Annotated in this window: 23 protein-coding genes; 11 read left to right on the forward strand and 12 right to left on the reverse strand. The window is 64.2% G+C overall.

Annotated features, from left to right (window positions below; translation table 11 throughout):
* Nucleotides 1–1,369 precede the first annotated feature (1,369 nt).
* The 5 genes from OG326_RS22405 to OG326_RS22425 all read left to right on the forward strand — a co-directional run bounded on the left by OG326_RS22405 (nt 1,370) and on the right by OG326_RS22425 (nt 7,121).
* Entirely contained in the window at nt 1,370–1,912 is a 543-nt protein-coding gene (locus tag OG326_RS22405; protein WP_327139059.1) for an ester cyclase, read from the forward strand.
* 829 nt (nt 1,913–2,741) lie between these two features.
* The gene (locus OG326_RS22410) at nt 2,742–3,905 is read left to right on the forward strand and encodes a hypothetical protein (RefSeq protein WP_327139060.1); all 1,164 of its coding nucleotides are present in this window, start codon (nt 2,742–2,744) and stop codon (nt 3,903–3,905) included.
* A 672-nt stretch (nt 3,906–4,577) separates the two neighbouring features.
* Nucleotides 4,578–5,393 carry an SDR family NAD(P)-dependent oxidoreductase gene (locus OG326_RS22415; protein WP_327139061.1) on the forward strand — a complete coding sequence of 272 codons (816 nt, stop codon included), beginning with the start codon at nt 4,578–4,580 and terminating at the stop codon, nt 5,391–5,393.
* Nucleotides 5,394–5,442: 49 nt separating this feature from the next.
* Nucleotides 5,443–5,928, forward strand: coding sequence for a hypothetical protein (locus tag OG326_RS22420; RefSeq protein WP_327139062.1), 486 nt, complete (start codon nt 5,443–5,445; stop codon nt 5,926–5,928).
* The gene (locus tag OG326_RS22425; RefSeq protein WP_327139063.1) at nt 5,928–7,121 is read left to right on the forward strand and encodes a DUF6545 domain-containing protein; all 1,194 of its coding nucleotides are present in this window, start codon (nt 5,928–5,930) and stop codon (nt 7,119–7,121) included. The genes OG326_RS22420 and OG326_RS22425 overlap by 1 nt, the downstream gene beginning before the upstream one ends.
* Here OG326_RS22425 and OG326_RS22430 read toward each other — a convergent pair.
* On the reverse strand, nt 7,103–7,678 hold the full coding sequence (locus OG326_RS22430) for a hypothetical protein (RefSeq protein ID WP_327139064.1): 576 nt from the start codon (nt 7,676–7,678) through the stop codon (nt 7,103–7,105). The genes OG326_RS22425 and OG326_RS22430 overlap by 19 nt on opposite strands.
* A 446-nt stretch (nt 7,679–8,124) precedes the next feature.
* Here OG326_RS22430 and OG326_RS22435 point away from each other — a divergent pair, with 446 nt between their 5' ends.
* Nucleotides 8,125–9,060: a hypothetical protein gene (locus OG326_RS22435; protein ID WP_327139065.1), complete on the forward strand. Its 936-nt coding sequence runs from the start codon at nt 8,125–8,127 to the stop codon at nt 9,058–9,060.
* Between the two features lie 331 nt (nt 9,061–9,391).
* Here the strand turns inward: OG326_RS22435 and OG326_RS22440 are convergent, their stop codons facing one another.
* The 3 genes from OG326_RS22440 to OG326_RS22450 form a co-directional block, all read right to left on the reverse strand.
* Nucleotides 9,392–10,504, reverse strand: a complete 1,113-nt coding sequence (locus OG326_RS22440; RefSeq protein WP_327139066.1) for a hypothetical protein — start codon at nt 10,502–10,504, stop codon at nt 9,392–9,394.
* Nucleotides 10,505–10,734: 230 nt separating this feature from the next.
* On the reverse strand, nt 10,735–11,496 hold the full coding sequence (locus OG326_RS22445; RefSeq protein WP_327139067.1) for a class II glutamine amidotransferase: 762 nt from the start codon (nt 11,494–11,496) through the stop codon (nt 10,735–10,737).
* On the reverse strand, nt 11,484–12,374 hold the full coding sequence (locus tag OG326_RS22450) for an amidoligase family protein (protein WP_327139068.1): 891 nt from the start codon (nt 12,372–12,374) through the stop codon (nt 11,484–11,486). The genes OG326_RS22445 and OG326_RS22450 overlap by 13 nt, the downstream gene beginning before the upstream one ends.
* Before the next feature lie 1,425 nt (nt 12,375–13,799).
* Here OG326_RS22450 and OG326_RS22455 point away from each other — a divergent pair.
* Entirely contained in the window at nt 13,800–15,032 is a 1,233-nt protein-coding gene (locus OG326_RS22455) for an IS256 family transposase (RefSeq protein WP_327139069.1), read from the forward strand.
* Between the two features lie 32 nt (nt 15,033–15,064).
* On the opposite strand, the gene OG326_RS22460 is transcribed toward OG326_RS22455, so the two are convergent.
* The 6 genes from OG326_RS22460 to OG326_RS22485 all read right to left on the reverse strand — a co-directional run bounded on the left by OG326_RS22460 (nt 15,065) and on the right by OG326_RS22485 (nt 20,257).
* Nucleotides 15,065–15,400: a hypothetical protein gene (locus OG326_RS22460; RefSeq protein WP_327139070.1), complete on the reverse strand. Its 336-nt coding sequence runs from the start codon at nt 15,398–15,400 to the stop codon at nt 15,065–15,067.
* 51 nt (nt 15,401–15,451) lie between these two features.
* Nucleotides 15,452–15,742: a hypothetical protein gene (locus tag OG326_RS22465; RefSeq protein ID WP_327139071.1), complete on the reverse strand. Its 291-nt coding sequence runs from the start codon at nt 15,740–15,742 to the stop codon at nt 15,452–15,454.
* Nucleotides 15,743–16,144: 402 nt separating this feature from the next.
* On the reverse strand, nt 16,145–16,522 hold the full coding sequence (locus tag OG326_RS22470) for a DUF2784 domain-containing protein (protein ID WP_327139072.1): 378 nt from the start codon (nt 16,520–16,522) through the stop codon (nt 16,145–16,147).
* A gap of 354 nt (nt 16,523–16,876) precedes the next feature.
* On the reverse strand, nt 16,877–18,337 hold the full coding sequence (locus OG326_RS22475; RefSeq protein WP_327139073.1) for an SDR family NAD(P)-dependent oxidoreductase: 1,461 nt from the start codon (nt 18,335–18,337) through the stop codon (nt 16,877–16,879).
* Nucleotides 18,338–18,512: 175 nt separating this feature from the next.
* A complete protein-coding gene (locus tag OG326_RS22480) occupies nt 18,513–20,045 on the reverse strand; it encodes a hypothetical protein (protein ID WP_327139074.1) in 1,533 nt (510 codons plus the stop codon).
* A complete protein-coding gene (locus OG326_RS22485) occupies nt 20,042–20,257 on the reverse strand; it encodes a hypothetical protein (protein WP_327139075.1) in 216 nt (71 codons plus the stop codon). The genes OG326_RS22480 and OG326_RS22485 overlap by 4 nt, the downstream gene beginning before the upstream one ends.
* A 250-nt stretch (nt 20,258–20,507) precedes the next feature.
* On the opposite strand from OG326_RS22485, the gene OG326_RS22490 reads away from it, so the two are divergent.
* From OG326_RS22490 to OG326_RS22500, 3 genes are all read left to right on the forward strand, one after another.
* The gene (locus OG326_RS22490) at nt 20,508–21,197 is read left to right on the forward strand and encodes a TetR/AcrR family transcriptional regulator (RefSeq protein WP_327146556.1); all 690 of its coding nucleotides are present in this window, start codon (nt 20,508–20,510) and stop codon (nt 21,195–21,197) included.
* A gap of 82 nt (nt 21,198–21,279) precedes the next feature.
* Nucleotides 21,280–22,425 carry an acyl-CoA dehydrogenase family protein gene (locus OG326_RS22495; protein ID WP_327139076.1) on the forward strand — a complete coding sequence of 382 codons (1,146 nt, stop codon included), beginning with the start codon at nt 21,280–21,282 and terminating at the stop codon, nt 22,423–22,425.
* Entirely contained in the window at nt 22,409–23,065 is a 657-nt protein-coding gene (locus OG326_RS22500; RefSeq protein ID WP_327139077.1) for a TetR/AcrR family transcriptional regulator, read from the forward strand. The genes OG326_RS22495 and OG326_RS22500 overlap by 17 nt, the downstream gene beginning before the upstream one ends.
* A 62-nt stretch (nt 23,066–23,127) precedes the next feature.
* Here the strand turns inward: OG326_RS22500 and OG326_RS22505 are convergent, their stop codons facing one another.
* Complete coding sequence (locus OG326_RS22505; protein WP_327139078.1) at nt 23,128–24,045, reverse strand: NADP-dependent oxidoreductase; 918 nt, start codon at nt 24,043–24,045, stop codon at nt 23,128–23,130.
* Nucleotides 24,046–24,204: 159 nt separating this feature from the next.
* On the opposite strand from OG326_RS22505, the gene OG326_RS22510 reads away from it, so the two are divergent.
* The gene (locus OG326_RS22510) at nt 24,205–24,606 is read left to right on the forward strand and encodes a winged helix-turn-helix transcriptional regulator (protein WP_327139079.1); all 402 of its coding nucleotides are present in this window, start codon (nt 24,205–24,207) and stop codon (nt 24,604–24,606) included.
* Here the strand turns inward: OG326_RS22510 and OG326_RS22515 are convergent.
* A complete protein-coding gene (locus tag OG326_RS22515; protein ID WP_327139080.1) occupies nt 24,603–25,331 on the reverse strand; it encodes an SDR family oxidoreductase in 729 nt (242 codons plus the stop codon). The two genes, OG326_RS22510 and OG326_RS22515, sit on opposite strands and share 4 nt — an antisense overlap.
* Between the last annotated feature and the right edge of the window lie 6 nt (nt 25,332–25,337).

Consider the following 25,337-nt stretch of genomic DNA (forward strand, 5'->3'; position numbering starts at 1 on the left):
GAGCAAGAACCTGGGCGGCGCCTCCTGGACCAGCGATCGAAGTTATAGCGAACTCGCCTGACGTTACCAGAGGATGTACACTACCGTCGATACATAGTTATCGACGGTATCGAGTATTCCTCGGATTGTTTTCCTGCGCCTTTCGAAGTCGCGTCAGGCTTGTTTCGAATAGGCGACCGACTGGTCAGTATTAGACGAATGGCGAGCTTTCCGCGCTGGTCCGGACGTGTGTGCCCGCGTGCTCGCCCCGTGCTCATCTCCACGTATCAGTGATAGCGGTACGCTCTGAAATCGATTGGGGCACGCGGTCTTCGGTAGTGATGTGCGCACCGCCGCGGCGGCCTGTCCTCCGCGTCGAACATCGAAGGTTGCATTCCGAGTGTGTCGGCGCCGCTGCGATGCGCGGCATTCCGGTCGTGTTCTCTCAACGGCCGGAGTGGCGCAGGCGGATCGGCGATATCCGCGACGGCCATTGTTGATCCGGATTCCCAGGTTTGCCGGCCATCGATACCGAACCTGATTCATCAACCTGAACAACTGATCGTTAGTTGAATTCGATCCGCAGCAGATCGGTATTCGACAAGCCGATAATATCGATAGGGTGCATCGAGTGCGGATGTATCCGCGGCTACTTTTAGGCTAATTATCCGGGTTTCGTGCCCCTGTCGTGACCGGCTCGGAGTGCGAATTCTCGCGCAGAGCCGGTCCGGTATTGCCTTCCGGTCAGAATTCCTGGAGGGACTCGTATGGTCAAGGGGCTCAACGCAACTCGGCTCAAGATTCTTCGATCACCACCGCTCGCCAGCCGCTGTATCGCCGACGCCGGGGCGATCTCCGCGTCCGACCGCCAGAAGCCTCCCGGCTCGAGTCCTCGTCAGACAACGTGGCATCGGTGGCCCACGCGGGTGTGGAGGTGGTCTTGACGGTGGGGTTCACGGCTGACACGAAGGTGCGCACCGCGGGATCCGATCGAGCCGGCCACGGGCGACGCCACCGAACCGCGCAGTTGTTTTCTTTTCTCGGTGAAGTCTGCTTTCGTAGAAACACGGGTATTCGGTCTTTTTGTCTGCATGCAACCTTCATATCGACTGATCCATCTCGATCCCATTCTGCTGCTCAGTGGACCGGGTGAAAAATTGGGACAAAATGGCATCCGGACTTCGAATGGAAGTGCACACTTGAGCGATAGGTTTCGTTTTTGCAAATCATGGAGGTTGCTGGGGAAAGTTGGTATGCGGCTACCTGATCTCACGGCCTCGGTCGGTGTAAAAAGCCGCTTCAGATCACCTTGACCGCACTCGATGTGCAGATGTATGAGCCGCCTGGGTCAGACCGGGAAAGGCTCATCGATGATAAGAGGAGAATCATTATGTCCACACCCGCGGCAGCAGGCACGCTCGACGCCAACAAAGCGGTAGTGCAGAGCTTTTTCGATCAGGCAGTCAACAAACATGATGTGACCGCCATCGCAGACCTCTTCGCCCCCGACAGCCAGGGCACTCTCGACGCCGCCGGCAGTACGGGGCTCGAGGCAGTGGCACAGCCGAGCGCAGCCGCAGCCGCGGCTATGCCCTCGCTGTCGGCCCAGGCGATCCACACGATGACCGAGCAGGCATTGGAGGCTTTCCCTAACATCCAGATCCAGATCGACCTCATGGTGGCCGAGGGAGATACCGTCGTGGTCCGCTGGACGGAAACCAGCAATCACTTCACCGGAGTCAGCGATGCCGGCCACCACGTGCCGATGTCGAGCATCGATTTCTTCACCGTCCAGAACGGCAAGATCACCTCACTCGTCTCTCGCCCGGACCTCACAAGCGCCCTGCAGGCACTTGATGCACTGCCCGACGCCCTGGCGTCGCGTCTCGCATCACCGAACGCGCCAGAAGAGTTGTTCAACTCGGTCCAGTGAGAGCTGCTATCCGGACACGGTGAGAGAGCGGCCCTCGAGCTCCCCTTAGCGAATTTCGGAACCGTGTCGGAAGCTTCGACCTGCAACGTCCTGGTATGACGGCCCGCCGACGATCCAGGCGTTGTGGGCCGGGGCACGTACTCCGGGTGCACGGCGTTGTCGACAGGCAGCGGGTACGCCCAGTTGCGAGAGATCGGCCCGGTGATCAGGCACAGTGTGATCTGTAGTTCTCTCCGGCACGAATTCCATTGGGCGCCGGGCAGTTCGGGACGCCGCCGGTGTTGGTGATGGCGGCTTCGTTCTCAAGGTTCATCACCGCGATGATGATCCCGACCCGCACCACCGCGGATCTGCTGGCAGGAATGTGGGCACTGCTGTCGGGGCAGCTGGGGATGGTTCCTTAAAGGCTGTTGTGGGACAACGAATCCGGTACGGGTAAGCTGGCGAGCGGGGTGACCGCGTTCACCGGGATACTCGGAACCAGCCGCCGTCCTGGCCGGTGTCGGGCTGACAGGATTTGAACCTGCGACCACTTGACCTGTGTTCAAGTCTCCCGGTAAATTCCTCGAAGTTCCTATTACTGCTGTACAGCAAGAGTTTCACCGCTGCCCACGTCTACGCGGCTCCGCTCCCATCTCGGGAGATCAGACAGTCGATACCGTCGATATCGCTCCATCCGAGCAAATCGCGGCTTGCGTTCGGCAACGGCCCAGCTCGCCTGTCGACGGCGCGTGAAGACTGATCACTGCAGGAGTTGGCACCAAGACGACGACCGTAGTGAGATCCCGGTTTTGCTCGTGCGGACGTCGGCTTCTGCTTAGCTCAGGCGGTGGCGATTCCGCAGGACCTTCTTCCGCAGGTCGACCGCATCTCGCGGGCGATCACCGGCGTGGCTGAGGCAGTGAACTACGCGCGCTTTGACCGGCGTACCGACGAGCCCGATAGCGGATTGTGTGTCGACCAGGCCATCACCGGTGTCGAAGCCGCCGCAAGAGAATGGTTCGCGGCGTCCGCTGCACTTGAGGCCTCGCTGGAGGGTAGGCGGATGTTCGAGCGAGAACTCGAGCCGGAGATCCAGTCCTCGGAATCTGCACTCACCCTGCTGCATTGGGCAGTCATGTCCGAACTCGCCCTCGCGCAGCCGCTCGACTGGATCGAGGGCAATCCCCGGTTGCGTGATATTCCGGGCTGGCCCAGCTCGGAGCGCACGGTCCTGTTGGAAGCCTCTACCGGTAGCGGTGGTCTGCTCGCATTGCTTCGTGGCGGCACTGACGACGACCCCGCGCTGCCGCCGTTCGAGGTCTATTCAGAGCATGTCGCCGGCGATGTTATTCGCAAAATTCTGTTCCAGTCGGCCGACGCGACGCGCAGCGTGTTCGCCGGGTTGCTTGCCGCTCCGCTGGTCGGTGCGGTTGTGCCGGGCGCGGCGGACACAGTTCGCCAGTTGCTCGAACGGCTCGGGGAATGGCAGATCGACCTGGCGATCGACGGGTTGCCTCACCGGATCTCGGCGCTGGTGCGTAGCGCGCTGCGGCTGGCGCGCCGGATGCTGCTGAAGGTCCTGGGCACCCGCCAGGCGCGCGTAGCCAGCGATGTCGGCGCCTTGATCACCGGCGGCGCTAGTACCCGCGACCGACTCGGGATCGCCCAGCTGATGTCGTACATGTACTACACCGGCGACGTGGGGGACCGCGCCTACGATGCCTTCACCGCGCCGGGCGCCACCGCACAGGACCGGCGCCGCCGCGGAGAACGACTGCGCAAGTTGGAGAAATCGAACAAGCGATGGGTGGGACCGGTCGAAAAGCTGTCTCTCGGACTCGGACCCCTGTGGATCGTCTCCATACCTCTCGGCATCGGCACCGTGGCGGCCGCGCCCGCAGCTGCCGCGGTGTTGCTGGCCTGGTTGGTGCTGATGTCCGGCGATCAACTCGACGCCAAGCACTATCCCGACTTCTGGAAGGGCGTGGTTCGACGCGCGGCAGGTGAATAGGTCGCCCCCGATTCGCGGCCGGATTACTTCGCTCGCGGGACGAGCCAGTCGGGTGCGGGGGTCTGGCGGCGATCCGATCGAGTGCAGCACCCCATCCCATCGATCGAGGACTGAATCGATCGATGCGACGCCGCTGCGGAGGCTGCGTGGCAGGTCGGTGCTGATTGTCAGGCTGCAGTTGATATTGGGGGCCGACTTCTGCGCCCACCATCTGATCCGCCTGGACTGCTCAAACGCTGTGAAGCATCGCCTCAGATGCCTGAGTCGCGTCGCGCGGCATACGTGCCCGCCATATCGATTGCACAGCAACGGTATTCGTGCCAGCTGTGGCTCCAGGAGACCATGTCGACTCCGGTCCCTCCGGGACGCTGAACAGGCCATCCATCGATCGAGTTGAGCGGGGAAGCAATAACATTGCTTCATCGAGTGGGTGCGATGTCACCCCGATCTGTCCTTGTTGCCACATCGTAGCGCGGACAAGGAAAGGCGAAATAGCTGTCAGGGCAGTGCAATTAGGGGCTTGCTCGTCTCGCGTGGGTAAGGGATACGCGCTAGCCTTGGCGCCATCCAAGTTTGGTGGAGTCCTCGGCGGTAGGGCGATGTGGGGGATGTCGGCGGTCGTGTCGTGTGGCGGGCTCCGTACCTTGACGAATCGTGAGGAGGCATGCCCGGATGGGTAGAGGACTGCAGTTGGCGGGGGCCAAGGTTCTGTTGACCGGCGCTACCGGCGGAATCGGTCAAGCGATCGCCCGATCATTGAAATCACGAGGGGCCGAGCTGATTCTGACCGGCCGTCGTGCTGACGTCCTGGATCAGTTGGCATCCGAACTGGATGCGGTGACCTTCATGGCGGACCTCAGCACTCGGGACGATGTGACGAAGCTGCTCCACGCGGCTGGTCCAGTCGATGTGTTCATTGCTGGCGCCGGGCATCCGGGCGCGGGGCGGGTGCTGGAACTCGGCGAGGACGACCTCGAGGGGATCGTCGCGGTCAACCTGCGGATGCCGATGCTGATGGCGCGTGAGGTAGCTCTGTCGATGCAGAACCGGCGCGTGGGTCAGATCGTTTTCATGGGATCGATCGGGGGGAAGGTCGCGGCGGGTGACACCGCTGTCTACAACGCCACGAAGTTCGGCCTTCGCGGGTTCGCCTTGGGCATGCGAGAGGATCTACACGGGAGCGGGATTGGCGTGTCATTGGTGGAGCCCGGCTTCGTTCGAGAGGCCGGAATGTTCGCCGACAGCGGTATACGGTTGCCGCCCGGATTGCGTACGACTCCGATGAAGCAGGTCACCGCCGCCGTGATCCGTGCGATCGAATCCAATGTTGCCGAAGTAGTGGTCGCGCCCTTCGAGATGCGGATCGGTGCTGCCCTCGCAAGTGTTGCGCCGGTAGCTAATTCGTGGGTCCAGCGTCGCCTCGGGTTTCGGCTCATTTCAGCGGCACGACGCGACGACGAGGTCTCATCGTTGAAAACGGATGCGTGACGTCTGCGGTGGTCGAACTGGCTCGCGAGTGTGACGAGGGGAAGGCGTTGTGAGGTTCGCGCGGCGCGGAAGGTCGACGCGGGCGCGGTTGCGGGCTCTGGTCAACCGCCTCGATGAGGCGCTACCCGAGGACTGGACGGCCGAGGAGCTGTTTGCCGCCGTCGAACGGTTCCGCGGACGGCGGATCGTTCGTCTGCCGCTCCCTCCGGGTGCGCCGTCGGGGTTGTGCGGAATGTGGTTGGCATGTGGCGATTACGACGTCTTCTTCCTGAGGGACTCTCCCGATCCGCACGATGTTCTGCACGAGCTCGGCCACATGCTGCTGGGGCACGGCCTGGATGCGCCCGCAGATGAGCTGGCAGCCTGGTTGCCGGACCTCGGGTTGAATCACACCGTCGAGGCGGTCCGAGCGATCCGCAGAACATCGAGTTACGACCCGCCCGAAGAATACGAGGCCGAGCTGTTTGCCACCATGGTCAGGACGCTGATTCGTGCAGACGGCCCACGCCGGGACAGGTTCCTCAAGGTGTTCTGATGTGGCCGCAGACCGTGCCAACCCCGATCACAGCTCTCGCGCTGATGTTCGTCGTCATCGTCACGGTCACACGAATCGTTCTGGTTCGGGGTGTGTCCCCGACCGATCAACTGATCAACGCACTGGCGGTCAGCTGTCTGATCGGGGTACTTCTACGGGAGCCCACGATCGCGCGCCTGGTGATGAGCTTCGTACCGGCCGGGCTACCCACCCTTTTCGACGCGTGGCACTGGACCACCATCTTCTCCTGGGGTTGTGGGCTGGGCATACTCCTTGTGCGTGAGTACGGTCCGGTCCGCTACAAGAAGCCGTTTCGCCTCGTAGTGGCGACGACGATAGCCATCGGTATCGGGTTCCTCGTGCTGAGCAGTCCGGCACGGTCAGAAGGGGTCTCGATCGCCGAGTACGGCGGCTGGCGCTACGGCGTCTACGTCGGGCTCCTGTCTGCCCCGCCAGTTTTCGTGTCCGCGTATCTGCTTCGAACCTTGGTCATGCTGCGGCGACGTGTGACGACCTCGCGAGAGGAGAATGTCGTACGAATCTTGTTCTTGGTTGCGATCCTCAGCATGATGCCGGCGAGCTCGTACCTCCTCCTTGGGGCACTCGGCATCTCGGGCCGCGAGCCCGCGGTAACCGACCGGATGTACAACTTCACTGCGAACGGCCTCGCCTCAGGTGAACCTCAACTGCTGTTCGGAGCGATTCTTGTGTCGGTGCTCGTGCCATCGTGCCGCCGAGCTTGGGTGCGAGTGAGACAGCTCAGGCGATTGGGCCCGCTCTGGCGTGACTTGACCACAGCTGTGCCGGGCGTCGTGTTGGCCCTGAGGTGGGCAGATCGGTGGGGTGCGTGGCCGGCTGAGCGCTTGGAACGGGTGAAGATCGAAATACGCGACGCATCCGAGATCATCGCTGGAACCATCGTCCCGCTGCCGGCTGCGATTGACCGATCGATCGATAACGGTGTCACCGAGGATGATCAGGAAAACATGCGGCTGGTCGCTGAGCTGCTCCTGGCAGTTCGATCTCAGCCGGAGGTCGGGTATGGGAGGCAGTCCGGAGGACTAACCCTACGGACGAGCGACCTGCCCGATATCGACACTTTGGTTCGCTTCTGGGAGCCTGCAAAATCGCTTGTGCACCAATCATTTCCGAAGGCGGTGGAGTCCACGTCTGCTCAGAAGCGTTCGGTGTGATCTTGATCGGACAGGCCAGTAGATCCCGCTGTCCGTTGTAGCGCCTCGAGTAGTTGGTGGATCGCCGTGCTTGCGAAGGTTAGTTGGTAGCCATCGGAGTGACTACGCGCGTTCTTCAGCTCGATCCCGAGCCGGTCGAGCTCGGTGACGAGATCCACTACAGATCTGTGCTCACGATTGAGCCGCTGCAGAGCGCGGACTCCATGCTCGACATCATCCGGCTCCGTCGTCGAACCGTCGGAACCTTCGAATCCTGGGCCAGGCGTGCGTCCTTGATGTAGGGCGGAGGTGGCGCTACCCGCCGGCAGACCCAGCGCCTCCAGAGCCCGATTGTATTTAGCTTCGGTTGTAGCGCTTATCGAATGGACGTGCCCGCCCTCGATACGAGATTGGACATTCCGAGTAGGCCCTCCGAGGTCGTGGATCTGTTGGTGCGTGATCAGCTCGTCCGGCAGGTTTCTCAGCCGAATTGTCTTCACCCATCGTCCGAACCGCTGTGCAGCCGATTCGGATCCGGCGAGTTCCCCGGCCGGTGGTGAGCTGAACCGAGCATCCATGGCACGTATGGTATCGCCGAAATGTACATAGTTGTGCGGGATGTCCGCACGGGTGAACCGACCTGCGATGGGTGTTCCAGAGTCGACAACGTCTGTGCTGCAAGGCCTGCGCACGAACCGACGGGCATTGCCTGCTCGGCTCTGGATGCACACCATGCACATGCCCGCACACGAATGTATTGACTGGCACACGTGTGCCTTTTAGGTTGAAGCCATGGATGCGGACATCCGGAGACTTGGCTGTCGGTTGACGACGCGCGACGTCGTCCATGCGTACGGATCCGATGCTGTGGTCGAGCGCGTGGCATGGCTTCGCGCGAACGGGTATCCCTACGCCGCGAAGACTGTTGAACGCGAGCTGAATCAGATTCTGAGGCCGAGTGCCGCTCGCGCGCCTGGATGGTTGCGCTGCGGCGGTAGTCAATCACCCGGGGCGGTGAGCTGTAGTGACTGACGTTCCCGATGGCGCCGCCGACCATCATGGAAGACCCGAGAGAGTTCGCATCGATTCGTTGGCGTCGGCCGACTCGCCGCGGCTGAACGGCGAAGTCAAAGTTCACGCAAAGCAGTTGGCGGACAGCGAATCTGAACTCCCCCCGATACTCGTACATCGGCAGACCATGCGCGTGATCGACGGAGCGCACCGAATCCTCGCGATGAAACTTCGGGGTCACGACGAGATCGAAGTGGAGTTCTTCGATGGCAACGAGTCCGACGCGTTCGTCCTTGGTGTGCAGTCCAACATCCAACACGGACTGCCGTTGTCTCTACCGGACCGGCGCGCCGCCGCAGAGCGGATCCTCTTGTCTCATCCAGCGTGGTCGGATCGAGAAATAGCGAGGACTACAGGCTTGTCGGCCAGGACCGTGCAGGAATTGCGCCGTGCAACTGCGGGCGAGCAGCAGTCGCACAGACTTGGAAGAGACGGCCGGACAAGGCCTTTGAGCTCGACACGTGGACGTCGACTCGCCGCAGAAATCTTGACCAACAGCCCGAACACCCCCTTACGCGAGGTCGCCAAACAGGTAGGCATCTCACCGGGCACCGTTCGCGACGTACGGCAGCGACTCGAACGCGGCGACAATCCGATACCGGAGCCGCGCCGCGGTATTGAAGTGAAAGGCCCGGCGACCGTAGCTCGTCGGCAGGTCGAATTCACCGACGTACAAGGGATACTCGAACATCTGGCACGAGACCCAACGCTGCGAATGACTGAACGAGGCCGGGAGTTGGTGCGGTGGCTGCATCTGCACCGAGCGGACCCGGCTGACTTCGGTCGAATGATCAACTCCGTGCCTTCGCACTTGCGCGCGGTTGTACTCGACCTGGCAATGGGCTACGCGGCGGCATGGGAGGCGTTCGCTACAGAACTGAAAGAGTGACCGATCAGTGTGAACTGTCAGAGATCGGTCGGCCTCAGTCGATGATCTGCGCACGTGCAGATTTCGCGCCTGAAACGGCGAGGGGCACAGAAGCTTCTGGCCAGCTGTATACGTAGGAGAACCTTCGAAATACGGGGCGGTCGGAAACCGGTGCCCGCCACATGCTGATCAAATTGTGTCCATGTGGCGGACTGGCGAACTTCGGTGGGCATGTGGCTTTCGGCTGATGCGATCGAGAGTTTGCTGCCGACACAGATATTCGATTGCGGCCATGCCCCCCGCATTTGAATTTGTGGTGCGAGACACAATCTCCTATTGTGCGTACGAGCTTCTAGTACCGGGGCGACTCGATCGGCCGGGTGTGGGGCTGCCTGAACGCCTGGCAAACGCGGATATCGCGGGTATCGGCGAGTTCGGAGATGTCGATACTGATGGAGTACGGCTCGCCTGTGGCCGGGTCGCGCAGGTGAGCGAGCTCGTTGGGCTGGCGTGCGTAGGCGACCTTCAGGCCGCTGTTCCAGATGCGCCGGAAGTCGCGATCACGTTTAAGGTGGTCGAACAGCTCTCTCGCGCGGGGGCTGGTCCGGTAGAGACCGAAGGCGCCGCGGAGGATCGCCACATGGAATTTCATCCACCTGTACACGTGCGCCGGGGAGTCGAACCCGTCGCGGGAGACGTGGACGTGGATCCCGACCTCGTTGTCGATGTACGCTCCACGAACCCGCAACTCCCGCAACACCTTCCAGGGGAACTCTTCGATCGCCCAGGTGTAGCTCATCGGGTGGGTGACCAGTTCGAATCCGTTGCCGTAGCCGATGGATCCGTCCTCCTTGAGGTAACCGATCCGACCGAGATGGCCGGTGGCGATATCGACGCAGTCCTCGAGGGCCCGGCTCGGTGTCTTGACCTCGAGTTCCAGCCCGAGGTAGACCGGGCCGTCGCCGTGGAAGACGGGGTCGGGTTTGTAGGTGTAGTCGTAGATCCGGTCATCGCGCTGGTGGGCATCGCAATAGGCGCAGTAGGTGCTACTGGTGAGGCGATCGCAGTCCAGGCATTCGCGGTATTGGTCTGCGCAGTCGACGCAGACGTTTTCATCGTTGTCGAGCAGTCGTACGGAGCGGGCGTACAGGCGGCATTCCGAGCACCACCAGTAGTGGTAGTCGCGGCACCCGTCGCAGACGACGCCGTCGTTGACGGTGCGGTCCTCGGAAGAGGTGTAGAGCTCGCAGCATTCGCATTCACGCCATCGCGCAGCACAGTCGGTGCACAACGTCCCGTCATCGACGGTGGTGTGAACCGTGGTGACACGGTCACCGCAGTCGTCGCAGAACGGAAGACTCTCGCAGGCCGCGCACAGCGAACCGCGGTCGTGGCCGGGGGGATCGTCGGGAAGCGTTGCGGCACACCGGGCGCAGGGGGTGCGTGCTGTCAGCGTAGTGGGCATAGAGAGGCCTTCCTGAGCGATGAAGAAGGGCAGACAGAATCGACGGCAGGGGGAGTGAGTGCTCGGCGTGCATGGCACTCGGGACGCGCGAATCTCGCGAACACATCGCGCTTCGTGCACAGAGAAGGGGAGCGAACCGGCGCCCGCTGAACAGGCGGATACGGCCAGATGAGAACGGACCTGCGACCGGGCGGATAAAGGTTCGCCCCGCAGAACTCGAAGACCGCGGATCAGCGGATGGTGTTGCGGCGCAGCGAAACAGAGGGCGTGCTTGAGCGGTGTTCGCAATCGCAGTGAGGAAAGATGTTGGCGCAGTGGAAACACCAGCCGCAGCGGCCGCAGTACCGGCCGCGACGGCTGAAGTCGACGTCACCGCAGCCCTCACACACATACAGCCACCCGCGGGGGCGCAGCAGCCCAGAACTGGCGTCAGGCCGATATCCGGGGTTCGAATACCAGACGCCGGCCTCCCAGATCCCCGCCGATTCGTTGAACACATACGCGTTCTCGTTGAAACTCGGATCGACGGTCAGTAGGACGAGTTTGCTGGTGCCGAGCCACGACTCCAGGCAACGCCGACCACGCAGGGTGTCGTAGGAGCCGAAAGGTTCTCGTGGAAGATAGGTTTCGGCGGCGATCCGGGTATCCGAGCGGGGGTCGTACGGTGCCGGCTGTACCCGGCGGGGGAGAATACCGTTGTGCGCCAATACTGTTCGATTGTCGCGGCCGAGCCGGAACGGGTGGCAATTGTCGATACTGACCGCGCCGTGGGTGGCGTAGCGGCTGTGAAACAGCGCCGGGTGGTGCGGATGCCGGCTTCGGACAGCGGTGAAGTCGTCGATGACCTGCTCGACGTCCATGCCGCGGCCGACCAGGATGCCGGTGTCGGTGACCACGGCGAACCCGTGGCCGTCCCTGTTGACGCGAGCGCCGTTTCTCAGCGCCGCGATGTCGGGGTTGATGCCGCTGGGTAGAAATGTCAGGAGGCACATGCGAGCGCCTCCATCTCCGCGGCCAGGGGTGCGTATTGCTCGCGCTGGGTCACCCACGCGGTGAATTGGTCCCAGTCCCAGCCGTGCTGTCGGATGACGTCGGTGGAGGTGAGGGTTCGGGTGTATTCGACGGTGGCCGCGGCGAACGCCAGTGCTGCTTGAACGTGTTGGAGGTCAAGGGAGCCGGCGAAGATCCGCAATTCCAGGCTGTGGCGTGGGTGTGGATTGATGGCCTGGTACCGGTTCAATCCGTACCGGTGCATATCGTTTTTGGCGGTGTGCTTCACCCGCTCGCGTGCGGTGGTGGAGAACTCGGCGTATGTCGATCGGCGCCGGGCCAGGGCGACGGTTTGGGTCTCGTTGCGGTAGATCAGTTTGGCCCACCGGTAGATGTGTGCGGCCGAGTCGAACCCGTCACGTGAAACATGCACGTGGATACCGACGTTCTGATCCGAGCGGCACCCGAGATTCCTCAGACGTTCGAGCAGGTGCCAGGGAAACTGCTCCATCGCGAACCGGTAGTCCATCGGATGGGTGACCAGTTCGAAGCCCAGCGGCTCGATCGAGGAGTCGTACTTGAGATACGCCAAATCACGCACGTGGTCGCTGACCGTCGACGCGCACGCCTGGTAATTATGGGACGGGACAACGATTTCCAGTTCCAGGCCGAGAAACACCGGGCCGTGGCCGAAGAATCGCGGGTCGGGCTTGTAGTTGTAGTTCCAGACCCGGCCACCGGAATCGCAGCTGTCGCAGTCGGTGTGCTCGGGCAGGAGCGTCCCGCAGTCCGCACACGAGCGGTAATTCTGTGCGCACCGCGAACATACGCGGAAGCCGCCGGAGACGTAGCGGCTATCAGCGGTGTAGAGGGTGCACACCGTGCAGCGATCGAAGAACCGATTGACGCAGTGCGGGCAGACATTGGCGCCGGTGTCGGTGCGAAATGTGGTGGGCGCGTGGTAGTGGCAGCGTGCGCATTCCGACCATCCCTGTGCGCACGTGCGGCACAACCGCCTGAGTTCGACGGTTACTGCCAGGTGCCGACTGGGTTCGCGACACCGGTCGCAGCGCGGCAAGACGGACACGCACGGTGAGCAGACTGTCTCGGCGTCCAAGGTTCGCGGTCGTCGACCGGAAATGACGGAATGACACATCGCGCACGATGGCGCTCGCGAAGAAGGTGCGGGCATAGTGGGATCGCCTTCCACTGGGTCGAGAAACGACAAACGCCGCAATGGAAGGGAATTCCGTCACGGCGAAGAAGAATCGAGCATTCTGAGCAGAAGAAATGATGGTGCAGTCTGCTGCGAAGTGGTATCGGAGGGAGGCCTAGTCCGCGGTCAAGCCACCATGCTGCTACTAGGGCAGCTTGAGGGAGATGCAACGTCAGAAGCTAGGATCAATCTATTGTCGCCCAGTCTGGGTATAGCGCCTGCCGTGCAGTTCGAGCGGCGGTGGCCGTGCAAAGTGATGGCATGCTTTGGGCGACATAGAGTATTCGATCTTATGCAACGGTTTTCGTCGACGCATTAATATGCGGACCCGCAGTGGTGGCAGTAGTACGTGTCGTTAGTAGGATGCCGTTAGTAGTGAAGTGTGGGTCCGCTCGATTACGCGGCGCAACTATTCCGTAGGCAGGCGATATCAGATCAGACTGTCGACAGCGTGACAGGCTCGACAGGTCGTACGGATCTGACTCTCCTGAGGGCGCTAGAGATTGGCGTAGCCGCCTGCGCTCCACACGATCCGGCGGAAGCTCTCAGGGGAGAGAGGTTGCTGCGCCGGAATCTCAGGAGCGACGGAGTGCGGCCAGAAGCAGTAACCGCAGCGGTGACAATAGCAGCCGGCATTCCATACGCTTCGAGCAGCGAAGCGGCCCCGCATTATTCGGTTGTTGCGACGGGTTCGTCGTATCGCCGCTGAAAAGGTCAGGAGTGAAGGGGTCGCAATAGTCAGTGAGAACCCGACACTGACGAGAATCTGCATCGGTAGGCCGACATCCCCATCTGGCTCACGGATTGCAGCAATGGAGAACAAGACAGCGAATAACGCGGGAATCGACAGTATGAAGCCGAGCAGAATCAGCTTGCCCGTGCCTCGCTGTGCCGGCTCCGGCGCAAGTGACTGGGCCAGACGGGTGGAGTGGGTTCGCTCGATCGTGGCCGAGCCGAACGGTTGCGTCCACGAAGATGGTGTACGGCAGCTGATCAGCTGCTGAGTCTGGCGTAATCCCCGGACAGCAAGGTGGTCACCGCGTGATCCTCGAAGGACCTCTCACAGTCACTCGAAGGAGACTTCACGCGATGACCAATATCCAGCCTATCGACCCGGGCAAGCCGTTCGCCGACCAATTGGCGGTAATGGGCCCGGACCTGCTGCGCGAGATGGTGTCCAGCTTCGTGCAAACCCTGATGAGCGCCGAGGCCGACGCCGCCTGCGGAGCCGGCTACGGCGAACGCTCCGACGACCGGATCAACCACCGCAACGGCTACCGCCACCGCGACTTCGACACCCGCGTCGGCACCCTCGACGTCGCGATCCCGAAACTACGATCCGGCTCGTATTTCCCGGACTGGCTCCTGGAACGCCGCAAACGCGCCGAACGGGCCCTCACCAGCGTGGTCGCGACCTGCTATCTGCTCGGGGTCTCGACACGGCGGATGGAGAAACTCGTCGAATCCCTGGGCATCACAACACTTTCCAAGTCCCAGGTCTCGATCATGGCCCGCGACCTCGATGCCCAGGTCGAAGCATTCCGCACCCGCCCCTTGGATCAGGGCCCTTACACGTTCCTCGCCGCAGACGCCCTGGTGCTCAAGGTCCGCGAGAACGGGCGCGTGGTCAACGTCCACGCCCTGATCGCCACCGGCGTCAACGCCGACGGCTACCGCGAAATCCTGGGTATCCAAGTCACTTCCGGCGAGGACGGTGCCGGCTGGCTGGCATTCTTCCGCGACCTGGTCGCTCGCGGCCTGTCCGGGGTCGCGTTGGTCACCTCCGACGCGCATGCGGGTTTGGTGGCCGCGATCGGCGCGACCTTGCCCGGCGCGAGCTGGCAGCGCTGCCGCACCCATTACACGGTGAACCTGATGTCGGTTTGCCCGAAGAGTTCCTGGCCCTGGGTTCGCACCCTGTTGCATTCGGTATTCGATCAAGCCGATACCGAATCGGTTGCCGCCCAATATGATCGGATGCTCGACGCCCTGACCGAGAAGCTGCCCAGAGTCGCCGCGCACCTCGATGCTGCCCGCGCGGACCTGCTGGCGTTCACCGCGTTTCCCAAGCAGATCTGGCACCAGATCTGGTCGAACAATCCCCAGGAACGGTTGAACAAAGAGATCCGCCGCCGCACCGACGTGGTCGGTATCTTCCCCGATCGCACCGCGATCATCCGTCTCGTCGGCGCCGTCCTGGCCGAGCAACACGACGAATGGATCGAAGGACGCCGCTACCTCGGGTTGGACGTTCTTGCCCGCTCCCGCGGGCTCACCGACCCCGACGAACAGGAGGACACCACCGCGGCACTGACCGCCTGACCCACTACCGGATCAAGCGATGACCACCGTTGCTACACCACGCATTTGGACTTGACCGAGCCGAACACTGGGACGAGACCACTCGGGCCGATGCCGACCCCGGAGTAGTAGTCGGATCCGTAGTAGGTCGAGGTTCCCGATGCCCGGATCGCGGGCACCGTCTGTACCTGATCGTCGTGTTGGCATGTGGGGCAATCGAAGGCGTATCCCACGGTGGCATCCTGTCCCATTGCTGTTGCGCCGCGATGGAGACGATTGCCGCGCAACAGCGCCTGTGCTGGTTCCCGGTGGTGCGATGTTTCGATCCATCGAACACCGTTGCGGCGCGACTGTCGAGTGGGAATTGTGCGGTCGGTCTCGGATGTCATCAACGGTTCCTTTCGGGTTCGACGCCCTCTGCTCGGTCTGGGGGAGTGTTATCAGTCCACGCAGGCTGCGACGAGGACGATCGGCTGCGGCTCGCTGGAACAGCAGGGTGAAGGTTCGTGGCTCGCGGCCCGGGTCAGCTTGTGGGTGTGGATATTTCGCGGCTCTGGTGCGGGCTCGCCATATTCGGCTGGGTCGGGAGCGACTGATGAATCCGCCTGCTCGCCGGTCAGGAAGTTGTTGCCGTGCAGGACGATCCGGCGCTCCTGGCAGAACGCCGGGAAGTCCCGAACCGCTTTCGGTCGGCTCCTACCCGGGGCCACCTGGATCTGCTGCGGTACCACGGGTCCTCGCCGTCGGGCTATTCGCCCGGTATTGCTCGCTCGGCACCCGGCTGTAGCTGTGCCGAGCGTGCGGAGGTTGGGCTTGTGCACATTCGACCCATCCATTCGGTGGCTGGGACGGGCGAGCCGACTTGCCAAGGGGTCCCTGTTGGGCCAGTTCAGATACGGTTTCCATCTTGCCAAGAAGTTGCCAAGACAGCCCCGAACAGGCCGGACCGAACGGCACAGGCCGGACGGAACGCCTCCGGCAGGCCTCCGATCCGCGACGGCTCCGCATACCGAATCCTCGGCCTGCGACGGTGATCACGCACCTCGGATCACCGCCCGTCAAGGCTGGCGCCCTCAGCCCGCAATCGGGCCGAATGATGTCTCCACCTGCGTAAACGTTCCCGCGGTGGCCGCCTACTCGATGCCGACCGTATCGGCGCGGCGGCGGGATCGCCACGCCAGTCCGGCCCACGACACGATCACGGCCACTGCCACCAGGACGCGCACCAGCTCGAGCGCACTGCGCGGGTACAAGACGCCGGTGATGTAGTGATCGATGAATCCTGTCGACGGCAATCCGGCCTCGCCGGCTCGGTGTCGCGACCAGTTCTCCAGATCGGTCAGCGGGCATTCGAATCCGAACAGTACTGTGCTGAATCCCCATGCGACGGCGAGGATGTGCAGCCAGATGGTGCGTGGCCAGCGCCAGGCGATGAAGCCGCCTACGACCACATAGGCCACGAAGAGGAAGTGCACGACCGCGGTCGCATCGGCGAGGAGCCGGTACTGCATGGCTCCAGGATAGGGGCGATGGGAAGGGACGCGGGGGAGTGAAGGCCATATGTAGACGTAGATATGCGCATCTATGAATGTGTTCCTGGAAGGTTCGCCACGTAGGGAAAGGCAAGCAGGGGACGGGGGAGCGGCCGTGAGGGTGGCTTGGTGGCGCGGACACTTTGGTTGATCGTCGGCCTGCCTGCATGTAAAGACTCCCAGCTGAGGGCGGTTACGCTTATATATCTGTACGTAAATATGCGCATCTATGCATGCGTTGCCTACTACGAGTCAACGCACCGACACTGCACCTCACCATTGACAGATCAAAAACGCCCAGGAGAGAGGGGCCCAGGCGCGGGCCCCTCCTGGTCACCAGTCGGAGGGCTTGTAGTCCTTGAGGAAGACCCCGTGCACGTCATCGCCGCTTTCGCCGCGCACGATCGGGTCGTACACGCGGGCCGCGCCGTCGACGAGATCGAGGGGAGCGTGGAAGCCCTCCTCGGCGAGCCGGATCTTGGTGTAGTGCGGGCGCTCGTCGGTGATCCACCCGGTATCGACCGCGGTCATGAGAATGCCGTCGGCTTCGTACATTTCGCGAGCGCTGGTGCGGGTCAACATGTTCAGCGCGGCCTTGGCCATATTGGTGTGCGGATGGCCGGCGCCCTTGTACGCCCGGCCGAAGACGCCCTCCATGGCGGATACGTTGACGACGTACTTGCGCCGCCCGGCGGCAGCGGCCATGGCGGGGCGCAGTCGCGAGATGAGGATGAACGGCGCGGTCGAATTGCACAGCTGCACTTCGAGCAGCTCGGTGGCGTCGACTTCGCCGACGGTCTGGACCCAGCTGTTGGTATGCGCCAGATCCGGCACCAGTCCGCCGGCGTCGATGGCGACGCCCTGCGAAATGCGTTCGGGCGTAGCCGAACCCGCGAGTAGCGCCAGGTCGGTGATATCGGCTGCGCTCAGGCTGGGGGTGAGGGATGCGGTGAGTGCGGTCGGATGCGCCTGCATCGTCTTGCCGAAGGTGATGACCTCCGGCAGTTCACCGGCGGGCAGCGGTCCTGATTCGGCATCGATGAGCGCGCTGTACGAGCCGGCCGAGCGCCGCACGGTCTGCGCGGCATTGTTGATCAGGATGTCGAGCGGCCCTTGTGCCGCAACATCATCGGCGAGGGCGAGCACCTGTGCGGGGTCGCGCAGATCGATGCCGACCACGCGGACCCGGTGCAGCCAGTCGGCGCTGTCGGGCTGCGCGGCGAAACGGCGGATGGCGTCGTTCGGGAATCGGGTGGTGATGGTGGTGTGCGCACCGTCGCGCAGCAGTCGCAGCGCGATGTACATGCCGATCTTGGCGCGTCCGCCGGTCAGCAGTGCGCGCTTGCCTGTCAGGTCGGTGCGCGCGTCGCGCTTGGCGTGGCTGCGTGCGGCGCATTCGGGGCACAGCTGGTGGTAGAAGGCGTTGACCTGCGTGTACTTCTGCTTGCAGATGTAGCAGGGCCGCGCGCGCAGCAGTGTCCCGGCGGTGGCGACACCGCTGACGCTGGAGCTGATAGGGATGCCGGCGGTCTCGTCGTCGATCCGGCTGGGTGACCCGGTGGCCGTGGCTGCGATGACCGCGCGATCGGCTTCGGAGATGGTGTCGCGGGCTTCGATCCGCCGCCGCTGCTTGAGCTTTTTGAACATGTGCCCGACGGCGCGCTGCACGGTCATCGAATCGGGGTGCTCTTTGTCGAGCTGCGCCGCCTGTTCGAGTACCCGAAGGCAGATCGCCAGCTCGTCGGGGGCGATGGCCGGGGATTCGGGTGCTTGCTGCGTGCTGTGCTCGACCATCGGGGGGTGCGGGGATCCTTCGTGCGTGCGGCGGTTGACCGAGTCATTCTCTCATCGCCGCAGGCGCGTCCGGGCCGTCGGGGGCTGTGACCTGAGCCCGGGGACGGTGTGAAGGTGACGCCGGGCCCGGCCGCTGTGGTGCGGCCGGGCCCGGTGCCGGGGTGAGGTGTGCGTGCTATTCGGCTGTCGCGCCGACGGGTTCGAGCTTTTCGGCGTCGGCGTCGCGGTCGAGTTCGCGGGCGCGTTCGGCCAGCTGGGTGAGCAGTCCGGCGGGGATTTCGGCGCGTACTTCGATGAGGGCGTGCCACACCACGTCCGGGGTTTCGGCGGTGAGGGCGGCGAGGAATTCTTCGACGTCGTCCATGCCGTCGATGAGTTCGAGCACGCGGGCGCGCCCGGCCTGGTCCTGGGCGAGGGCGATATCGACGAGTGTGTGGATATTGTCGCTGCGTGAGGCGGTGAGCACTGCGGCGAGCAGTTGGTCGCGGGTGAGGTCGCCGATGGTGCTCGCCAGGATCGGTTTCACCGCTTCGGGCAGCGCGTCGACCAGTGGCAGTGCCTGGGCCCAGAGTTCGTGTTCGGCGGTGCTGGTGATGATGGCGCGCAGTACGTCCGGGTCCTGCATGACGGGCAGTGCGGCCATGCGGCGGCGGTTGTCGTCGGTCATGGCCAGGGCGAGGGGGATGAGTGCGTCCCACAGTCCGGCGGTATCGGCTTCGCGCACCAATTCGCCGAGGCGCTCATCGGATTCGGCCGCGACGCGGGCGGCGATGAAGGCGCGTTGTTCGCCGGGCAGGTGTGCGGCGAGGGGGAGCAGGTTGAGCCAGTGTCCGCCGTCGAGTGCGGTGTCCATGACGGCGGCGAGGACGGGTTCGGCGTGCACGGCGGGGCGTTCGGCGAACAGGCGCAGGCTGTCGTGGCTCATGGCGCTGGTGATGGGCAGCAGGGTGGCCCAGGCGTCGAGTTCGGAGACGGCCTGCACGAGGGTGTCGAGGACGTTGCCGCCGAGCCCGGCGGTGATATTGCCGATCCAGGCGCGGTTGTGCGGTGCGATGGAGTCGAGCAGGTCGATGCCTTCGGCCCACATGCTCTGTTCGGCGGCGGCGCGGATGACGCCGGGTACGCGGTCGGAGACGATGTGCAGCACATTGTCGATGGCGGATTTGTCTTCGAGCAGGAAGGCGATGCGCAGCAGGTCGACATCGCTCATGACGGGTGCGGCGGCGCGCAGTGCGGGTTCGGGGACGACGTGCACGAAGCGGCCCATGGTGATGTGGTCGCCGACGGCGAGCAGTTCGCGGGCGGCGTCCACGACCATGCGCGGCGGGACGGCGGAGATGATGGCGGCGGTGCGGCGCGGGTCGAGCTGTACGGCGATTTCGGCGAGGAATGACGAGGGCAGTGATTTGGCGATGTCGATGGCCTTGGCCGGGTCGACGGCGCTGGCGACGGCGGCGCAGAGCACCGGCCCGAAGGCGCGTTCGGCGACTTTGGCGCTGATGGCGACGGGCACGAGTTTGGCTCCGGCGGCAACGCCCTTGAGCCGCTTGGTGTCTCGGTCGAAGAGCCGGTCGGTGACGCGTTCGCGGAATTCGCGGATGGCCGCGGGCGGCAGGTCGACGAGGAAGTCGAGTTCGGTCGGGTCCGAAATGCCCAGAATGCGGGCGAGTTTGGTGGTTTCGGCGACGGCGACGAGATGTTCGCTCACAGGCCCAGTGCTTTCTTGACGGCCGGGCGCATGAGGCGCGGCACGAAGTCGAGGGAGGATCCGATGGCGGCGTCGAGGTTGGCGCGGCGGCGCACCATGGCCTGCTGCAGGAGCCGGTCGAGTTCGGCGTGGTCGGCGTCGGTGAGCCGGTCGAAGGCGTCCGGGAGCGGGGCCCGCAGGGTGTCGCTGAGGTGGCTTGCTGCTTCTGACATCGGGTTCTTTCCGGTTCGGTGTCACGTTCGACTGGTGTTCGCGCCCGGAGCTTCCCTCTGCGCCACGGGTGCGTACTGCCGGTACGCCTAACGATACTGGCAGTACGTTTCAGGTGAAAGCAATGCCGGTCGGTTGACCTTGGTTGTGGCCTCCATCACTTGACCCGCCGGTAACAAGCACTTTTCCCGTCTCGAATCGAAGCCGGTGACGCGTACCGCCGGTACGTGTAGGCTCCTGGCCGTGGTTCGTATGAGTGCCGGGGCGGCCCCGCGGACAGTGACCCGCGACGACATCGTTGATGCGGCGATCCGGGTGATCGACCGGGACGGCCCGCGCCCGAGCATGGAGGACATCGCGCGCGAGGCGCGCATCACCAAGCCCCGGCTGTATCGGCAGTTCGCAGACAAGGGGGATCTGTTCACCGAGATCGCCGATCGTATGGCGCGCCAGGCGTTTTCGGCGGCCGGTGGCGATATGACGCTCATGCTGCAACCGCCGCGCGCGGCGCTGCGCCGGATTTTCACCGAGTACGCCCACGGAATCCTGGAGCATCCCAACGTCTTCCGCTTCCTGGGTCAGGCGCCGGTGCTGCAGCAGTCCGGAAACGGTGTGCTGCAACTGGATCTGGGTCGCGAGGCGGCAGGCCGGTTGACGAAGATTTCCCGCTCGGTCGCCGAGGCCGTGCCGCTGAACACCGACGGGCTGGACTATCTCTCGCGCGCCCTGGTCGGGGCGGTGGTGGCGATCACCGATCTGTGGCTGTCGGATTCCGATACCCCGACCGCGGCGCAGACGCAGGAGTTCATCGGCCAGGCCACCGAGCTGGTGTGGGGTCTGATCGACGGTTTCCTGCGCCGCCAGGCGATCGTGGCCGATCCGGACACGCCCATGTTCACCACGTTCGCGGAGGTCAACCATGCGCGCACGGGAGAGAACTGACCGCTTGTTGACACTACGCCAATAGCGGTGCACCCTGGTGCCCAGGCGCGAAAGCGCGCGCCTGGGAAGCGAAGGAACTTTCATGGCACGCCCCGCATGGAGCGACGACGAGGTCGAAGCGGTACGAGGACTGGCGCACACCTTCTTCGAGAAGGAGGTGATCCCGCACGAGGAGAAGTTCATCGCGCAGGGCCATCCCGATCGCGAGCTGTACAACCGGGCCGGTGAACTGGGCCTGCTGTGCGCGGCCATCCCGGCCGAATACGGCGGTGGCGGTGGCACATTCGCGCACGAGGCGGCCATCATCGAGGCGCAGGCGCATCTGGGTGACGGTGCGCTCGGCATGTCGGTGCACTCCTCGATCATCGCGCCGTACATCCACCAGTTCGGTTCCGAGGAGCTCAAGCGGCGGGTGCTGCCCAAGGCCGCCAATGGTGAGGTGCTGCTCTCGATCGGCATGACCGAACCGGGCACCGGCTCGGATCTGCAGAACATCAAGACCCGCGCGGTGCGCGAGGGCGATGAGTACGTCATCACCGGTTCGAAGATCTTCATCTCCAACGGCTGGCTCTGCGATGGCATCATCCTGGCCGTCAAGACCGATCCGACCCAGGGCGCCTCCGGTGTCTCGCTGATCTACGCCGAGGTCGGCGACGACGTGCCCGGCTTCACCCGCGGCCGGATCCTGTCCAAGATTGGCGGCAAGGGCCAGGACACCGCGGAGCTGTTCTTCGACGGCCTGCGGGTGCCGGCCTCGAATCTGCTGGGGGAGGCCGAGGGTCAGGGCTTCTATCAGATGATGCAGATGCTGGCCCAGGAGCGCCTGGTCACAGCGATTCTGGCGGTGGCCATGACCGAGAAGGCCGTCGAGTTGACCATCGACTACACCAAGGGCCGCGAAGCGTTCGGCAAGCCGCTGTTCGCCATGCAGAACACGCGTTTCGAGCTCGCCGAGTGCGCGACCGTCGCCAAGGTCGGCCGTGCTTTCCTCGACGACTGCATCGGCAAGCACCTGCGCGGTGAGCTCGATATTCCCACCGCTGCCATGGCGAAGTACTGGTTGACCGACCAACTCGGTAATGTGGTGGATCGCTGCCTGCAGTTCTTCGGCGGCTATGGCTACATGACCGAGTACCCCATATCCCAGCTGTACACCGGCGCCCGGATCCTGCGGATCCTCGCGGGCGCCAACGAGGTGATGAAGGACCTCATTGCCCGCTCACTCTGACACCACGCTCGAGCCGGTGCCCGCCGACGACACACCGTCACGGCGGCGCCGCCTCGAACCAGACGAACGCCGCGCGCAGATCCTGTCCTGCGCCATCGATATGTTCGGCGAACGTCCGTACGCTGCTGTCTCCACCGCGGAGCTGGCCCAGCGCGCCGGGGTGGCGCGCGGGCTGATCAATCACTACTTCGGCAATAAGCGCGACCTGTATCTGGCGGTCGTGCGCCGCATGGTGACCCTGCCGCGCCTGGACAATATGCTCGTGCCCTCGGGCAATATCCGCGAGCGGGTGGAGGCCAGCGTGTCCTGGCTGCTGGACACCATCGGCGAGCACGGCACCACCTGGGTCAAGGTCACCGGCCTGGAGGGCATTGGCGACGACCCGGAGGTGCAGCGCATTCTCGACGAGGCCGACAATGCCGCCGCCGACCGCGTCGTGCAGATGATGGGCCTGAGCGATTCGCTGCACAGCGACGAATTGCGTGCCCTGGTGCGCTGTTACGGCGGCCTGGTCAAGGCGGCGGGGCGGGAATGGATCGTACGCGGGGCCCTCGACCGCGCCCAGGTCCACGAAATGCTGTCGGACACCCTCACCACCCTGATCGCGGTGTCGTTCCCGAAGGTCAACGGCACCAGGTGAATTCACGCTGAACCCCGCGGCAGCACGTAGGCCGCGGGGTTCAGTGCTGTACCTGGGCTGATCTAGGGGATCAGGACCAGTCGTCCTCGCAGGCCGCCCTTTTCGAAGCGGGCGTGCGCGGTGGCGGCGTCGGTGAACGGGAGGGTTTCCGCGACGCGCAGGGTGAGGGTTCCGGTCTCCACCAGGGCGACCAGCGCGGTCAGGCGTGGACCGTCGGGAGCCTGGAAGACGGTGGTCACCGTGATGGCGCGTTCGGATTCCGGCAGGGTGGGTGGCAGCACGGCGACGAATTTGCCACCGTCGCGGACCACCGGGAGGATCTCGGCGCCCAGTTCGGCGGCGTCGATCACGGCGTCGATGCCCTGTGCCCGAATGGTATCGATGTCGGTGCCGCGAGGGATGAAATCTGTTGCACCCGAAGACAGTACGAGCTGCTCATCGCCCGTACCGGCCATGCCGAGCACGTGTGCGCCCGCGGCGGCGGCCAGCTGTACCGCGTAGCCGCCGACGCCGCCCGCCGCGCCGGTCACCAGTACTGTCTGCCCGGCGATCGGGCCGAGCTCGGCCACCACCAGATCCGCGGTGATGCCGTTGAGTGGAAGGGTCGCGGCCGCAACGAGATCGACACCGCTGGGGGCTGCGGCCAGGGTGTCGGCGGCGGCGACCAGGTATTCGGCGGTGCTGCCGACCGGGTCCGAGAGCCAGGGCAGCAGGCCGATGACCGGCTGACCGAGGGCGAATCCGCTGACATCGGAGCCGAGTGCGTCGATGTGCCCGGCGAATTCGACGCCGGGGACATAGAGCTCCCGGGTCGGCAGCATGGAACCGAATACGCCGGCGCGGGCGCGCACGTCGACCGGATTCACCGGGCTGGCGGCCACCTGCACCCGGACCTGACCGGGTCCGGGGGCGGGGACGGGTGTATCGATGAGGCGCAGCACGTCCGGTCCACCGAATTCTTGAAATGCGACAGCACGCATGGGAATGCTCCTGAGTGTGTGAACAGTTGGAAGATCCACCGGTGGAACGCCTTCCGCCGGAGTTCGACCGGCGGCGGGGCGTGTGATCAACGTACGGCGAGCGGGTGCCCCGCGAGAAGAAGGCACCGGAAAGTACCTAGCTCACCACCAGGAGTGCACATGGCCACCACCACCGTCGCTCAGCAGCGCGAACAGCGGAAAATCGCCTATAACGCGTACGTCGCGGCCTGTCCCACCAACAAGCTGCTCGATACCCTCAGCGACAAATGGACCGGGCTGGTGATGTCCACCCTGACCGGCGGGCCGCGCCGGTACGGGGAGATCTCCGCCATCGTCGCGGGCATCAGCAACAAGATGCTCACCCAGACCCTGCGCATTCTCGAACGTGACGGTCTGCTCGAACGGCACCTGACCGCGCAGGTGCCGGTGCGCGTGGACTATTCGCTCACCCCGCTGGGGTCCACCCTCATCCCGATCCTCGGCATGCTCAAGGACTGGGCCGAACTGAATATCGAGGATGTGCTGGCCGCCCGCGCGGCCTTCGACGATGAGTACCGCTAGGCGACGCCGCCGTTGACCCGCAGCACCTGCCCGTTGACCCAGGAGGCGCCGGGACCGAGCAGATAGACGACGGCATCGGCGATTTCGTCGAACTCGCCGAGGCGGTGCAGCGGGGCCTGGGTGGTGAAGCGGTCGATATCGGCGGCGCTCTTGCCGTCACGGAACATGGGGGAGTCGACCAGACCCGGCGCGACCGCATTGACGCGGATTCCTCTGGCGCCGAACTCTTTTGCCGCGACCCGGGTCAGGGCCTCGACCCCGGCCTTGGCGGCCAGATACACCCCGAGCCCCGGTGTCGCGGTGGCCACGGCGGTCGAGGAGATATTCACGATGCTGCCACTGTCCGCGAGACGGGCCGCGGCTTCCTGCATGCCGTAGAGGGCGCCGCGCAGATTGACCCCGAGCAGCTCCTCGACGAGTGCGTCGCCGGTGTCGGCGACGGGCGAGACCGCCGAAACGCCCGCATTGTTGACAAGTCCTGCGGCAGCACCGAATTCGTGTTCCGCCGCATCGAACAGTGCCCGCACATCGGCTCGCTCGGCCACATTCGCCCGCACCGCCACCGCGCGCCCGCCACGTGTTTGGAGCTCGGTGACCAATGCGTGGGCCGCCCGTTCACCGCTGCGGTAGGCGATGACGACCGGGTGCCCCGCGCTACCCAATCGCCGGACCACCGCGCGCCCGATGCCGGAGGATCCGCCGGTCACAATCACAGGAGTTGTCATAGCAAC

This window comes from Nocardia sp. NBC_01327 (assembly GCF_035958815.1).
Classification (GTDB): domain Bacteria; phylum Actinomycetota; class Actinomycetes; order Mycobacteriales; family Mycobacteriaceae; genus Nocardia.

What these genes read in the sequence shown, in the direction of transcription:
- OG326_RS22430 (WP_327139064.1), bottom strand. Translation starts at nt 7,678, where the DNA reads ATGGATGCTCGGTTCAGCTCACCACCGGCCGGGGAACTCGCCGGATCC.
- OG326_RS22425 (WP_327139063.1), top strand. Translation starts at nt 5,928, where the DNA reads ATGTGGCCGCAGACCGTGCCAACCCCGATCACAGCTCTCGCGCTGATG.
- OG326_RS22405 (WP_327139059.1), top strand. Translation starts at nt 1,370, where the DNA reads ATGTCCACACCCGCGGCAGCAGGCACGCTCGACGCCAACAAAGCGGTA.
- OG326_RS22455 (WP_327139069.1), top strand. Translation starts at nt 13,800, where the DNA reads ATGACCAATATCCAGCCTATCGACCCGGGCAAGCCGTTCGCCGACCAA.
- OG326_RS22440 (WP_327139066.1), bottom strand. Translation starts at nt 10,504, where the DNA reads ATGCCCACTACGCTGACAGCACGCACCCCCTGCGCCCGGTGTGCCGCA.
- OG326_RS22515 (WP_327139080.1), bottom strand. Translation starts at nt 25,331, where the DNA reads ATGACAACTCCTGTGATTGTGACCGGCGGATCCTCCGGCATCGGGCGC.
- OG326_RS22415 (WP_327139061.1), top strand. Translation starts at nt 4,578, where the DNA reads ATGGGTAGAGGACTGCAGTTGGCGGGGGCCAAGGTTCTGTTGACCGGC.
- OG326_RS22460 (WP_327139070.1), bottom strand. Translation starts at nt 15,400, where the DNA reads ATGACATCCGAGACCGACCGCACAATTCCCACTCGACAGTCGCGCCGC.
- OG326_RS22475 (WP_327139073.1), bottom strand. Translation starts at nt 18,337, where the DNA reads ATGGTCGAGCACAGCACGCAGCAAGCACCCGAATCCCCGGCCATCGCC.
- OG326_RS22510 (WP_327139079.1), top strand. Translation starts at nt 24,205, where the DNA reads ATGGCCACCACCACCGTCGCTCAGCAGCGCGAACAGCGGAAAATCGCC.
- OG326_RS22470 (WP_327139072.1), bottom strand. Translation starts at nt 16,522, where the DNA reads ATGCAGTACCGGCTCCTCGCCGATGCGACCGCGGTCGTGCACTTCCTC.
- OG326_RS22490 (WP_327146556.1), top strand. Translation starts at nt 20,508, where the DNA reads ATGAGTGCCGGGGCGGCCCCGCGGACAGTGACCCGCGACGACATCGTT.
- OG326_RS22495 (WP_327139076.1), top strand. Translation starts at nt 21,280, where the DNA reads ATGGCACGCCCCGCATGGAGCGACGACGAGGTCGAAGCGGTACGAGGA.
- OG326_RS22445 (WP_327139067.1), bottom strand. Translation starts at nt 11,496, where the DNA reads ATGTGCCTCCTGACATTTCTACCCAGCGGCATCAACCCCGACATCGCG.
- OG326_RS22485 (WP_327139075.1), bottom strand. Translation starts at nt 20,257, where the DNA reads ATGTCAGAAGCAGCAAGCCACCTCAGCGACACCCTGCGGGCCCCGCTC.
- OG326_RS22505 (WP_327139078.1), bottom strand. Translation starts at nt 24,045, where the DNA reads ATGCGTGCTGTCGCATTTCAAGAATTCGGTGGACCGGACGTGCTGCGC.